Here is a 13,003-nt window from a genome sequence, read left to right on the forward strand (position 1 = left end):
GAAATTTATTTACGGTACTCATAGTATAACTTTAAGTGCTTACCTTTATTGAAATACTTATACCATAAAGTATTGGAAAAGGTATATGGAGTCTCACTTCCAACATCATATAAAGCTTTTTGATTCTTAATTAAATTCGCTGAAAGATCATCAATAGGCTGTAAAAATGGAGGTAAATATTTTGAGCCAAACCGGCCATCATTTTCCTCTAACACTTCAAACTGCGGAGGGTTTCTTTTAAGTATTTCTTCTAAATACAAAGTGATATTGTGAATACGGGAAAACGTAGCTTTATGAGCATTGAGCAACTCAATAAGAATCTGCTTGCGATCATTTTTTAAGTGCCAGCCATAGATTTCCAAATCATTTAAAATAGCAAGAATTTCTCTTTCAAGTTTATAACTAGTAGAAAGCCTTTGCTTCAAATCTTTTAGATCTCGATTTAATGTCACATTCAAATTGCTTTCTTCGTCTTCATCTTGAAATACTCCATTTTCTCCCGCTATATAACTTGGAACTTCAATGTCCAGTACATTAATAGATGAAAGATTAAGGTTGCTTTGAAGCTGAGGCAATAATTCAAGGTGCAGTTTCTTAACAAGATCATAACCATCTTTCTTAATGATATCAGAAAAATAATCTCTAGCTAGAAAATAGCCTCCTAGAGCTGCTCCAGCCATTACCCAATCGGCAGCATTACCTGTGTAGTTATACCATTCCATAAATGTTCCATTGTGGTGATAAGTATTATGAGATTAATGTAAATATCGATAAAATGCAACTGGGGGAGAGGGGCTTTAAAATATTTAGTTGGAGTTTATATCCCTCATATTCATATAAGGGATATTAGTAGAGTATCTATTATCTAAGATCAAAAGGTTTTATTTTTTATCAAGTGATATCTCTTCATATAGAGATGCAACTAATATGTTAATATTATCCTTTATTTGTTCAACACTACTGGTTGCTTGCGTAGCTACTTGATAAGCATTGTCATAGTCGTTGAGTCCCGGTGTATATATACGATTTTCCCATTCTTCTAATAATAAAATACTTTCATGAAGTTGCCAAATATCTCCCTTCAACTTTTCATTTATAAAAATTGAGTAGTTGACTAAAAAATTGGAAATTTCTTTTTTTATAATGTGACTTTTTTGTACTAAACAAGTATTGAAATCATCCACATCAGCAGGAAAAGATATGCTAGCGGGATGAACAATAGACTCAAAAAATTGTAATAGGGGTCTAATTAACTCACGCTTTTCTTTAAGGTCTTGCTCAGTAATCTTGAATAGAAACTGTTGCTTACTCTCTATCAGCTTGCTTCTGTTATTGTTTGACTGAATGAGGTAAGACACCAGGCCAGTAATAAGTGAACCTAGAATAGTACCTATTACACTCATGTTCTCAGATAAGAAATCCAAGAAAGATTTATCAGTAATATCATGTGCAGTCATTTTGCTTTATCCATCATTTCGATAATAAGCTTTTTAGTTTCAATAGAGCAAAGTGCTACATAAGCTTCTTCATCATCAGCTTGTATCTTTTCAATACGATTACCCAACTCACTGATAAAATCGTTACTCCTAACAAGTTCGATGATTGATTGTGCAAATTCTGCTTTCTTCTCAGATGAGTACAATGAAGGTACATAAGAACGAACGGCTAAAGTAGTTGCATTCCACTGCTTTGGTGTTACAGCTTCATCGGTTGCTTTCTTTAAATCCTCTTTGCTTTTAGTTTTGAAAAGACGACGGTAGGCGAAAGAAAAAGCGAAAATGATAGCGTCAATGATTTGAACTTGAACAGACTTAGGTAACTTTAGAAATAAGTCAAAGAACTTACGAATATAGGAAAACATTTAGAGGGCCTCATATGTATGGGAAAGTTAAAGATTATCATGAAGTACTTTGTAATGCTATTACAAATGATAAATATCATAAACAGATCGCATTCAATTAATGAAAAGGTTCTCCCATGAATTTTGAAAAGACCGCGTAGATTTCGCCACGCGATCTTTAATTTGTATGTGACATTATAACAATACCCACGACAGGTATTAGGGTAGCAAAGGAATAAAAATGACTAAAAAAGCAAGAACAACGGGCTTAACAATAAAGTACGCCGAACTTGCCGCTATGTATGGTTACGATCCCAGTGTTGTTAGCCGTGACTGGGTGGCACGTGGATTAGATTGCACAAAGACAATGCCCGAAATAACCCAATGGGTAATAGAGAATATCCTTAACCCTCTTAGAAATACAGATACCAAAGAACTAATTGAGAAAGAAAGATATCGTAAGTTGAAAGCAGAAGCTGCAATAGCTGAAATAGAGTTAGAAGAGAAGAACGGCGAGGTGGTCAGTACTATCTATATAGAGCAAGTGTTAACAGCATACTTATTCCAAGTGAAAACAGCAATGCGTGCAATACCATCAAAAGTATACCTGGAATTATTTGCACAGACTGATGCTAAAGATTTAAGGGACAGATTGAAACAAGAAATAGACAGTACTTTGTACCAATTAGGCTCGATGGAATTTGAGCTACCGGAAGATTTGGAAATCATGGAAGATGAATACGAACAAGATAAAAGTAACAAGGATATTAGCGAAAATATTACCGACGATTCGCCCGCCGAAGATTCAGAAAACGAGTGAATGGATTAGTAACGGTGTAGTAAAGTTTGTCGATGGGCCTAATATGGGTCTTGATTGGGTTCCGTTTAGTTTTCAAAAAGAGCCAATGGATATCGCACAGGAGCGATCCACAAAGAAGATTGTACTTCAGAGTTGTAGCCAGCTACTTAAAACTACTGTTCTTCAATCCATTGCATTTGGAATAATGGCAAATGATCCATGTAACTTTGCTTTCGGTTCCAGTAGTGAATCTGAAGTGAAGAAATTCAAGGATGGAAAGTTTCTTCCTGCCATTGAAACCAGTGAAGTACTTGCACCATTAGTGACAGACAAAAATGATAAAAATGCTGCAAACAATGCAAAACAAACGCAGCTCGTTAACGGTACATTCATCTATTGGTTGAACCTCAACACGCCAGGTAATCTTCGGGGTATCACTTGCCGGGTGGTTTTGCTTGATGAAGTTTCAAACGTAGAAATTACTGATGAAGGAAATCCAATCAAGTTGGCAGAGGCGAGAACAAGTACCTTCGGTGATGATGCTCTTGTAGTTGTTTCGAGTACTCCCCTCTATAAAGATGATTTGATTAATGCTGAATATAATTTATCAGATCAAAGAAGATACTTTGTCACTCATACTTGTGGTCATGAATATACCTTTGAATGGGAGCAGGTAGCATTTAGCTTTAAGCAATTAGAGAATGGAAGATCAATACCAGACAGTACTACTACTCGTTTGATATGTCCACATTGTGAGGTTGAAATAGACGAACATACACGGCATCAGATGGTTAATAAGGGGCGATGGATCGCAACTAATCCAAATGGTGAGAAAGGTGTAGTAGGGTATCAAATTAGCCGTATGTATTCACCGCTGAACACTATCGAAGAAATGGTAAGTAAGTTTGCAGAAGCACTTTATAGCTTCACGATGCAAACTTTCTTTAACAATGAATTAGGTTTGCCGTTCGAAGATGAATACCAGAAAGAATTAGATGTAATCCAATTAGAATCATTACGTGAAGATGAATTTAACTTACAAGCAATACCTGATAGCGTACTTGGGATATGTATTGGCGTTGACCAGCAATTAGACCGCCTGGAAGCAACAGTATTAGGGTTTGATGAGAAGAATGTTTATGTGTTAAGCCATGAGTTCTTCTATGGTCACGATTGTACTAAGATCGAATCACCTGCATGGGCAGAACTTGATGTGTATTGTAGGCAACAGTTTAAAACAGTAAGCGGTAGAGATACACCAACATTAGCAGTATTCGTTGACAGTTCTAACGGTAATGCAACAGCTACAGTACGGACATGGGTAAGAAAATCTTCTAAGTATCACTCTATCAAGGGCAGATCTACAACTACAGGCGAACTATTCAAGACCAGTACAGAAGCAAAGTATCCTCTACTTTTATTAAACGTACATGAAGAGAAAAATAATATACGCAAACTGCTTAATTTAATGTTATCTGAGAATCCCGAAGACTCACCAACTCAGTTACGTTTTAGTAGTTCGCTACCTTCAGATTATTTTGAACAGCTTAGTGCCGAAGAGTTGAAGCCAGCCGGGGGTAAATTAGTTTGGCGACTCAAGAAAAGCCAGAAGCGTAACGAAGCATTAGACTGTTTAGTTTATGCAATGATAGCGATCAGCTATTCCCTATCTGCACCAGTGATAGGTACTAGCCAACCTTTCAGAAGATTACGTGATCACAAATCTAAAGCAGAGAAAACTATAACTAAAACTATAAATAAAGCAGAAGAACCAATTCCCAAAACAGAAAAAAGAAAAAAGTCTAGACGTACTGGAATGGGTAGTAACTGGTTCGGTAAATGATAAGGATATCGAATGGCATTATTACCAGAAAAGATTTATATGGTCACACAACCATATGAATTTACGGTAATGGTTCCCGCTAAAACAATTCTTGTAGTTAGTTTTACATCATCCGGTCTTAGTACTTCACTAGATAATTTACAGTCTGATACTTCAAAAGAATTTACTCTCCCATTAACGATTAGTACAGCAAGCGAAATGCTATTCTGTACGCAAATCACTAATAACAATGTGAGTAATTTTACTTCTGAAGTTATCAACCCTGTATTGCATACTTCTGAATATGCCAAACTAAAACTAATGATTGATGAAATTGATGCAGTAATTGCCAATAAGATTAGCGGTGGGGCTAATTACAGTATAACAATCAATAATAAAACATTAGTAAGTGAATCTCTTAACTCCCTTGAAACCATGCGTGAACGCTACGTAAAGCGTGCTAATGCCTTATGGGCAAAGATGAACGGTCTTAACGTATCGGGTAATGGCAGGCCATTCAAGAGTATCACCGTGTTTAAGCCTAACACATGGAGGACTCGCTAATGTTTTGGAATAATAAAAAACAAAAAGAAGTACTTCCAGAGATTAAACCAACTGCACAGAATCAACGCTCTGTAAAATCCAGTACTTTAAAGAAGGATTTACAAGCAGTACGTAACACCTCTGTACTGAATTTTGGATTTAATTCAAATAGCGGTACAAACATCAACTACATTCTGATGAGATCGTTAGCTACCTTTAGGGCTTTTAGCAGGGATGCAGTACTGAAAAATCCTATTGGACGAAAGTACATGAATTTATCGGTAGATGGTGTAGTTGGTAGTGATGGCATCTACCTTAAGCCTGCTGTAGAGCTAGATAAAGATGAAGAAGAACTTCATCACATCAACAATACTTTAGAAAAGCTTTTTGACCGATGGGCATATAACGCTACTAACTTTAGCCTTGATGGTTCAATGTCTTTTGACAATTTTCAGCAAGTTTGTGAAAAGTTACGCATTCAGGATGGTGAAGTATTTGTAAGGATTCATAATATTGACGGCATTGTCAAGATAGAAATCATCGATGCAGCTCGTTTAACACAGGCTAATAATCAGTGGCTACCATCCGGTAACTTTATCAGTAACGGTATCGAATTTGATAAGTATCATCGCCCCATTAACTACTATTTCTGTGCATACAATCCAGTAACTTATAACTATGACACTACTAATTATGAAGTAATTCCTGCTTCTGAAATCTGCCATTACTTTATTGCTGATGGGATTCAGGAACGCGGCATTCCAGATATGGTAGCAACGAGTAAGCTTATGGAAGATCTTAAGAACTTCACAGAGGCAGCATTAACGGCGAAGCGTGTTAGTGCTTCAAGTATGGCATTCATAACCAATAATAGTGATACCTCACAGGTCGATCTGGTAGATGGTAGTCGCGATGAAGTTACGCCTGTTTACACCGAGTACTTTGAAGCGGGTTTTATAGGTGAATTAGGGGAAGGGCAGGACATTAAAACAGTCACCCCAACTAATGGCGTAGACGGTATAGATCAATTTACAAATGAATTAATGAATCAGATTAGTATGGGTTTAAATGTTACTAAGCAAGCACTTCTATCTGATACTTCAAATGCATCATTCAGTGCTGCACGTTTAACTGAAAAGTTACAGCAAACTACATTCCGTACCCGTACTAATGTTCTCATTAGTAAAGTACTAAAACCGATTTATATCGCCTGGTTGAAGAATGAGATGCTAAATAATACCAAATTAAACTTAAGTTTCTCAGATTTTGATGATCTATGTTGTGCTCGTTATATCCCACAGAAGCCTATTTCTCTTGATCCTGTTAAGGATATTGAAGCAGAAGTTATGCAACTGGATGCAGGACTAAAGAGTAAAACACAAGTAATTGCAGAGTTAGGAGGTGATCCACGCAAAGTAATGGAAGAAATCGCAAAAGAGAAAGGTGATAAGGAAGATATCCAGGATGGAAATCAAGAACAACAACAAGAGGGAACTAACGATACCCCTACAGGCGATTGATATTGAATCGCGAACCGTTGAAATTGCATTTTGTAGCGAATTGCCAGCAAAGCGTAAAATCAATGACAAAGACTATAATGAAATTCTTTTATGTAGTACTGAAAACGTAGATCTTCGTAGATTAAATCAAAATGCTGCATTGCTCTGGAATCATGATCCTAATGCTATTATTGGATCGGTACTTAGTGCACGCATGGATGCTGATCGTGTAGGTCGTGCTACTGTTCGTATTAGTAATACTGCTGAAAATATTTGGCAGATGATTTTAGAGGGAACACTAACACATATTAGTGTTGGGTATTTTATCAATGATTTTCGTATTGATGGTGATAATATCATTGTCACAAGTTTTACTCCTTACGAAATTAGCTGGGTAACTATTCCCGTTGATCCTACCGTTGGAATAGGCCGTAGTCTTGATCCAAATGAAAACCTAATTGAATTGGAAACACTAAATAGTCCTAGTGAAACAATTCAAGAGGGTGAACTCATGGAAGAGAATACTCAGGATATTAATGAACCTGAAAATGAACACGTAGAAGCTGAAGTAGTTCGAGAAGAAGTACAGGAAGAAGCACTCGAAACCGAACAAGAAGAAGCTGAAGTAGTTCTAGAAGAACAAACACGTGCATTACACAGTGATGATGAACTATTAGCAATCATTGCAAGTCGTCCAGATCTGCTAAATAAGCTTAACAGTACTGAAGAACCACTAATTAGTAATGAATTAATTAATACTGAAAATGAACGTCAGCTAGAGCTAACTTCTATCGGTAAAGTACTAAATATTGATGTGTCGGATGCAATCGCTAAAGGAATTAGCGTAACCGACTTCAAACGTCAAATTAATGAAAATAAAAATATCAAGGATGATAAAATGAAAAAAGATTTTACTCTAAAAAATGGCCTACGTTCATTTGCAAATGAAGAAGATATGTCTGCATTCGAACAGGGCAAACGTGGTTTGGTAGTTCCTACTAGTGCACTACGTGCTGTTAATACTACTGTCGGTGCTAATCTAATTCAAGAAACTATTGATTACGATTCATACATCGATATCCTTCGTGCTAATTCAGTACTTGCAAACTTCCCAATTACTGTGATCAGTGGTCTTGAAGGTGACGGAAAACTATCCTTACCTGCTCTTAACTCTGATTTTACTGATGCTTTCGGTTTTATTGAAGAAGATGGTAAATCGCCAGAAGCAACCCCAGCATATGGTAAAGTTACACTAGAGCCTAAAGATTTCACCGGTTCTGTTTATCTAACTCGTATTATGATGAAATCTTCCAATGCTGCTGAACGTTATACTACTGATGCAATGATTAAAGGTGCGTCCTCAAGTCTTGAAAAAGATGTAATGGCTAAAGTAGTTTCCGAAGCGGTTAAAGAAGGTAATGTTAAAGAAGTTGCAGCTCTATCAAATATTGATTTCGATGCAGTAGTGGATGCAATGGGCGAACTAGGTTCTAATAATGTAGTTAGTTCTAAAGTTGTTGCTGTTATGTCACCAAAAACACGTGCAGCTCTACGTAAGCAGGTAATTAAAGGTAATACCAGTGCTAAGTTCCTAGTAGAAGGCCAGGGTTCTTCACAATTACTAGCGGGTGAGATTCCAGTAATCGAAAGTACTCTAGTAGCAGATGATCAAGTAATTTTGGGTGATTTTTCCCAAATCGTAATCGCACAATGGGGTTCAGATGTTGAGCTGGATAAGGATGAAACTACTTCACGTGATCGTGGTGGTCTTTATTTGCGAATCTGGGCAACTATCAACTATGCCCTAGCACGTCCAGAAGCATTCTACGTTCTACGTGTTGGAGCATAATGAATGAGAGCATTTCAGAGCACACAATGTGATGTGTTTCTGAATGCTTTCGGTCAAACGATCCAAACTTCTACGGGAAGTACTTTTACTGGAATTGTAGAAGTACTTCCCGTTTCTATTGATGTGGTGGGTGGATTTATTGAAAGCACAGAAACATATGTAAGCATGAAACATGAAGATTTAACTACAGCGAATGTAGCCCTTAATACAATTCTTATTATTAATGGTGTGCATTATGTGGTTTACAATATCGAAGATGATCATTCAGGAATGGTAAACGTATTCTATCGCACTGAACAAGGTCAATCCTTCGCAGAGGATTACTAATGGAACTAGTAAAAAAAGTCCGGCAGGTAATGAAGTTACTAATCAATGCCGATAAAAATATGACTACATCAAGGGATAAAGATGTTTTCAATGAGATAGCATTTAATTTCAGTTTTGAAAGTTTAGCTTTTGGTTCATCCCGCAAATCGGGATTATTTACTATTCAGTACTTGGTAAGTCCAAAACCAGATAGTGGTAATACTGCACCATCCGTACAATATGATCAGATTATAAGTACTTTCGATAATGAGAAAGCTAAGGCTTTTAAAGATGCAGGTTTAATTATCTTTTCATGCACATATGAGCAAGGGGATATTGTGACCGATCCAGTATCTGGCTCTGTTAGTCTTGCCTTTACCATAAATATTCATGTTGCAGAAAAATCAAAATAATAAGGGAATATTCATGGCAGACATTTATACGGGTAATGGTCTTACATTATCCTACAACACAGATACGGGTAACCGTTCACCACAGGGAATAGGTAACGTAACAATCAATAACGTAGCTGTATTCCCCTCTCTACAAATTCAATCAAGAACAACAGAAGTTGAGACATACGATAGTGAATACAGTTCTATACTCCTAGCTGAACAAGATACTGCACCATTAGATATTGTCGTTAATTATACTGGAGATGAATCACAGCTCTTTCTGGATGAATGCACAGAAAATCAGGATGAATTTCAGCTCATTATTAATTATCGGCAGAGTGAAGGTACTGTAGATTACGCGATCCTAAACGGGGTTATCAGTGCGTTTATGCTCAATGGTGATAAAGAAACGGTATTAACTAAGACCTACACTTTCCAGCCTACTGAAGTTGTCAGCCGGGTAGTAACGGCAAACTCTCTACAGCCTCTTATACAGGGTGATTATGGCATTGGCAGTAATGGTAGTGATGTTCCTCAATATGAGACTGACGTAGTAACCGGGAACGGCTTTATCAAAGTACCTTCAGGTATGCCAGGAAACCCAGCCAGTACGGATCTCATGGGTGTAGGTTTCGTTGATGCGGGAAGCACAGCAGCCATTGCAATGACAAAAGCCGGTAGTTTAGGGATCTTTGCACGTAACCAGAATACTGCATGGACTCGTATCTATACGGCTACACAGATGGATGCACGGTATGTACCTCTTACCAGAACAGTAAACCGTAAGCCCCTAACTACTGACATTGTACTGACGCCTAGTGATGTTGGGGCAGTACCAGTAGAGCGTTCCGTGAATGGATATGATCTGAGTAAGGATGTAGCACTAAGCAAAAGTGATGTAGGACTATCTGAGGTACTAAACGCGAAGCAGCTCGTGCAGGCCAGCAATCTTAGTGATGTACCTGACGTTCCCACAGCACGTAATAATCTGGGCTTGGGTTCGATGGCTATACAAAACGCAGACCAGGTATTGATCACCGGGGGCAATGCAACGTTCAACAGTAATGCTAACAATCCTCTTACGCTCATATCAGCTAACCCTACTATCAAGTTCCAGGATACAGACGCTGGCAGTACTCCCTATGTGATCGTTAATGATCTGCAATCATTCCGTATTCAGGAAACCAATACCGGCGGCCCTAACGTTTTCACCTATGATGCAGGAAATAAAACATCTGTTATCAACAAACTAGTATTGACTAATGCATTAGGGATTGAATCTGGCGGTACTGGAGCCACTACCGCAGCGGGGGCACGAAGTAACCTTGACGTGTATAGCAAGTATGAGAGTGATGTACGCTACGTAGATGGTACTGGCGATACCATGACCGGGCAGTTAGTTGTGCCAGCAGCTCAGGGATTACGTACTGCTTCAAATGCCGGAATGTGTGCATCACTATCAAGTGAATCAGCACATGCGATGATCTGGCGTCATAACAATGATAAGTCGGTCAAAGCAGATGAGTTTTTCGGTATCAATGGCAGCTCTCAATTATTATTCCGTCAGGCAGTTGATAGTGTTGGTAATTCGATTGATCGTCAGATATATCATACCGGGTTCAACCCAACTGCAAAAGATGTTGGAGCATTCAGTAGTAATGTAAATGCACTACAGGCAGGAAATAATTTAAATTCATTTGATGGTACTAAAGAAGGCAAATATTACTGTAATTTTAACTCCAGTGCTACTCCTTCCAATAACTATCCAGTTCAGGTTGCAGGCGTATTAATTGTTTATCAAAATAATGCAATTACACCTAACTCATGTACCCAACTGTATTACCCATTTGAACGTGATGATGTATACATGCGTCGTTGCTATTATAGTTCTGCTACATCCAGTAATGTATGGAGTCCCTGGGTTCGTACATATGGTACAGCAGCAGACAGACGTAATGATATGGGACTGGGTAATAGTGCAGTACTTAACGTTGGTACAGTAGCTGGGACCGTAGCAGCAGGTAATGATATCCGTTTATCAACAATTGATGGTAAATCTGGTGGAGCAATCAGTGGGAACATTTACGCCTCGCAGAGTAATGCGATAGGGGTATTAACACAGGTTGGTGGTAATAAAACAATTATTCTCCAAAATTCTCCTAATGACGGGGTTACTGGAGGTTATGTAAATAATATTTCTGGAAACTGGTACAGAGATTATTGGCAGTTGGGACTTGTTCGATCTGCTACGGCAGCAATGACTACTATTCAAATGAACGTTGTTTCACCTGAATTAGGTCAGGCAGCAAGTTTTATGTGGTATCCAAGCGGAGTATCTCATGCTGAAAAACATGACGCATCCGGGCAGATGGGATCGTGGAATGCCCCTGGTGATAGTGGAGTTAGTCCATATTTTGTCAGAACCACCACTAATAATGATTCAGGTTTTGCCGCAGCACTAACTTTTGGCACGTCTTCAACTGGTGGATACGGATTATCCACCTCAATAGGTGCTATCAGTGGAGGTAATAATGCATGGCCAAGTGTTGCTATGTATTGTTATGGAGATAATAGATATGGTCGTGCTTTTGTTTTTAACCCTGTGAATGCTGATATTAGTAGTTGGTCATCAGCTGTCGGCGGTTTTGACGGGCAAAGTTACATTTACCAGAAAAATCCAAATTGTGACATTAAATTAAAAGATGATGTTGATTACACTGATGGTAAAGTAGCTTTTAACAATATTATGCAGATTAAACCTGCCACATATATATATAAAGCAGATGAAAAGCGTCGTGTTCGCCGTGGCGTAATTGCACAGGATATGCAAGCAATTGATCCAGAGTACGTGAAACTTCTCAAATTCAATGAAGAAATTGAAGGGGAAGATACTATTGAACAACTTACCTTAGATAGTAATCCAATCATGCTTGATAATTTACTTGCTACAAACTACCTCGGCGGCCTTGTACTGGAACAACAGAAACAGATTGATGAACTAAAAGCTTTAGTACAGTCACTACTAGTTAATAAATAAATACAATCGGGGTAAATGGATTTACCCCGCAATTAAAATTATATAAGGATATATAAAATGGCAATGGATATTTTTTCTGGTGCAAATCTTGTAGTTGAATTGGGTACAGCAGGTGCTACCGTAGCTACCGATTTTAAACAAGTACCGGAAGTTGCAGCATTTACTACTTCAGGTTTCGAAAGTACTGTAATCGATGTAGTCACTTTTAATAGCAAATACAATCGCAAACTATTAGGTACGAAAAGCATTCCAGATATCGAATTGAAAGTAAATTTCATTCCAGATAATGAAATGCATGAGAAATTAGAGCAATTAGCAGCAGATCAAAAACGCTGCCAGGTTCGCTTAAGTTACTTTGAGGATGAAACCCACACCACAGGATTTTATGTAGTGTATACATGTTTCGTGTCCAGTACTACTCTTGGCGGAAACAAGGATGAAACAATTACAAAGACATTCAACTTAGCTGTAGATGGCGGGGAAGTTAAGAGCGGTATTCTACCAGAAGCTTAATAAACAAATAAATAAAGGGAAGGCGGAAGCTTTCCCTTTTTACTGGAGAATACTAAATGAATTTAAATGAACTAAAAAAGAAACTACAACCTAAACTACATGCTTTTAAGATTGAAGATACAACTATCTATATTCATCGTCCTACTGGTCGAGATTTTGAACATTGTACTGACATCAAAAATACTCTAATTCTGTGTGTGAAAGATGAGAACGGCGATCCGATTTTTTCGGCTGAAGACATTGATGGGCGTATTAACGTTAACGCTATTGATTTTGTAATGCAGAATGAAATCTATGCTGCAATCATTGCACTAGTCAGTAATAGTAATGCAGTAGATGAAATTGAAAAAAAGTAAGGGGTGATGACCAATTAAAGTACTTCTGCAAAATGGTTAATAAG

General features: G+C 37.8%; 13 protein-coding genes. 10 read left to right on the forward strand and 3 right to left on the reverse strand.

The window, feature by feature from the left end; all coding sequences use genetic code 11:
* Positions 1 to 5: 5 nt before the first annotated feature.
* From NR795_RS04475 to NR795_RS04485, 3 genes are all read right to left on the reverse strand, one after another.
* Complete coding sequence (locus NR795_RS04475; RefSeq protein WP_257757279.1) at positions 6 to 722, reverse strand: hypothetical protein; 717 nt, start codon at positions 720 to 722, stop codon at positions 6 to 8.
* Positions 723 to 881: 159 nt separating this feature from the next.
* On the reverse strand, positions 882 to 1,457 hold the full coding sequence (locus tag NR795_RS04480) for a hypothetical protein (protein ID WP_257757280.1): 576 nt from the start codon (positions 1,455 to 1,457) through the stop codon (positions 882 to 884).
* Positions 1,454 to 1,861 carry a hypothetical protein gene (locus NR795_RS04485; RefSeq protein WP_257757281.1) on the reverse strand — a complete coding sequence of 136 codons (408 nt, stop codon included), beginning with the start codon at positions 1,859 to 1,861 and terminating at the stop codon, positions 1,454 to 1,456. Before NR795_RS04485 ends, NR795_RS04480 begins: the two co-directional genes overlap by 4 nt.
* Before the next feature lie 220 nt (positions 1,862 to 2,081).
* Here NR795_RS04485 and NR795_RS04490 point away from each other — a divergent pair, with 220 nt between their 5' ends.
* The 10 genes from NR795_RS04490 to NR795_RS04535 are packed head-to-tail and all read left to right on the forward strand — an operon-like array spanning position 2,082 to position 12,959.
* On the forward strand, positions 2,082 to 2,660 hold the full coding sequence (locus tag NR795_RS04490; protein ID WP_257757282.1) for a terminase small subunit: 579 nt from the start codon (positions 2,082 to 2,084) through the stop codon (positions 2,658 to 2,660).
* A complete protein-coding gene (locus NR795_RS04495) occupies positions 2,575 to 4,482 on the forward strand; it encodes a phage terminase large subunit family protein (RefSeq protein ID WP_257757284.1) in 1,908 nt (635 codons plus the stop codon). The genes NR795_RS04490 and NR795_RS04495 overlap by 86 nt, the downstream gene beginning before the upstream one ends.
* Before the next feature lie 12 nt (positions 4,483 to 4,494).
* Entirely contained in the window at positions 4,495 to 5,025 is a 531-nt protein-coding gene (locus NR795_RS04500; RefSeq protein ID WP_257757285.1) for a hypothetical protein, read from the forward strand.
* Positions 5,025 to 6,524: a phage portal protein gene (locus NR795_RS04505; protein WP_257757286.1), complete on the forward strand. Its 1,500-nt coding sequence runs from the start codon at positions 5,025 to 5,027 to the stop codon at positions 6,522 to 6,524. Before NR795_RS04500 ends, NR795_RS04505 begins: the two co-directional genes overlap by 1 nt.
* The gene (locus NR795_RS04510; RefSeq protein ID WP_257757287.1) at positions 6,469 to 8,352 is read left to right on the forward strand and encodes a phage major capsid protein; all 1,884 of its coding nucleotides are present in this window, start codon (positions 6,469 to 6,471) and stop codon (positions 8,350 to 8,352) included. The genes NR795_RS04505 and NR795_RS04510 overlap by 56 nt, the downstream gene beginning before the upstream one ends.
* Positions 8,353 to 8,355: 3 nt before the next feature.
* Positions 8,356 to 8,679 (forward strand): hypothetical protein, encoded by a 324-nt coding sequence (locus NR795_RS04515; RefSeq protein ID WP_257757289.1) that lies wholly within the window; start codon positions 8,356 to 8,358, stop codon positions 8,677 to 8,679.
* Positions 8,679 to 9,071, forward strand: coding sequence for a hypothetical protein (locus NR795_RS04520; protein ID WP_257757291.1), 393 nt, complete (start codon positions 8,679 to 8,681; stop codon positions 9,069 to 9,071). Before NR795_RS04515 ends, NR795_RS04520 begins: the two co-directional genes overlap by 1 nt.
* Before the next feature lie 13 nt (positions 9,072 to 9,084).
* Positions 9,085 to 12,090, forward strand: a complete 3,006-nt coding sequence (locus tag NR795_RS04525) for a pyocin knob domain-containing S74 family peptidase (protein ID WP_257757293.1) — start codon at positions 9,085 to 9,087, stop codon at positions 12,088 to 12,090.
* A gap of 57 nt (positions 12,091 to 12,147) precedes the next feature.
* Positions 12,148 to 12,603: a phage tail protein gene (locus tag NR795_RS04530; protein ID WP_257757294.1), complete on the forward strand. Its 456-nt coding sequence runs from the start codon at positions 12,148 to 12,150 to the stop codon at positions 12,601 to 12,603.
* Between the two features lie 56 nt (positions 12,604 to 12,659).
* Entirely contained in the window at positions 12,660 to 12,959 is a 300-nt protein-coding gene (locus NR795_RS04535) for a hypothetical protein (RefSeq protein WP_257757295.1), read from the forward strand.
* Positions 12,960 to 13,003: the final 44 nt, after the last annotated feature.

Source organism: Pseudescherichia sp. L3 (assembly GCF_024656065.1).
In the GTDB taxonomy this organism is placed as follows: domain Bacteria; phylum Pseudomonadota; class Gammaproteobacteria; order Enterobacterales; family Enterobacteriaceae; genus Pseudescherichia.

What these genes read in the sequence shown, in the direction of transcription:
- NR795_RS04510 (WP_257757287.1), top strand. Translation starts at nt 6,469, where the DNA reads ATGGAAATCAAGAACAACAACAAGAGGGAACTAACGATACCCCTACAG.
- NR795_RS04525 (WP_257757293.1), top strand. Translation starts at nt 9,085, where the DNA reads ATGGCAGACATTTATACGGGTAATGGTCTTACATTATCCTACAACACA.
- NR795_RS04485 (WP_257757281.1), bottom strand. Translation starts at nt 1,861, where the DNA reads ATGTTTTCCTATATTCGTAAGTTCTTTGACTTATTTCTAAAGTTACCT.
- NR795_RS04535 (WP_257757295.1), top strand. Translation starts at nt 12,660, where the DNA reads ATGAATTTAAATGAACTAAAAAAGAAACTACAACCTAAACTACATGCT.
- NR795_RS04475 (WP_257757279.1), bottom strand. Translation starts at nt 722, where the DNA reads ATGGAATGGTATAACTACACAGGTAATGCTGCCGATTGGGTAATGGCT.
- NR795_RS04500 (WP_257757285.1), top strand. Translation starts at nt 4,495, where the DNA reads ATGGCATTATTACCAGAAAAGATTTATATGGTCACACAACCATATGAA.
- NR795_RS04490 (WP_257757282.1), top strand. Translation starts at nt 2,082, where the DNA reads ATGACTAAAAAAGCAAGAACAACGGGCTTAACAATAAAGTACGCCGAA.
- NR795_RS04505 (WP_257757286.1), top strand. Translation starts at nt 5,025, where the DNA reads ATGTTTTGGAATAATAAAAAACAAAAAGAAGTACTTCCAGAGATTAAA.
- NR795_RS04480 (WP_257757280.1), bottom strand. Translation starts at nt 1,457, where the DNA reads ATGACTGCACATGATATTACTGATAAATCTTTCTTGGATTTCTTATCT.
- NR795_RS04495 (WP_257757284.1), top strand. Translation starts at nt 2,575, where the DNA reads ATGAATACGAACAAGATAAAAGTAACAAGGATATTAGCGAAAATATTA.
- NR795_RS04520 (WP_257757291.1), top strand. Translation starts at nt 8,679, where the DNA reads ATGGAACTAGTAAAAAAAGTCCGGCAGGTAATGAAGTTACTAATCAAT.
- NR795_RS04530 (WP_257757294.1), top strand. Translation starts at nt 12,148, where the DNA reads ATGGCAATGGATATTTTTTCTGGTGCAAATCTTGTAGTTGAATTGGGT.
- NR795_RS04515 (WP_257757289.1), top strand. Translation starts at nt 8,356, where the DNA reads ATGAGAGCATTTCAGAGCACACAATGTGATGTGTTTCTGAATGCTTTC.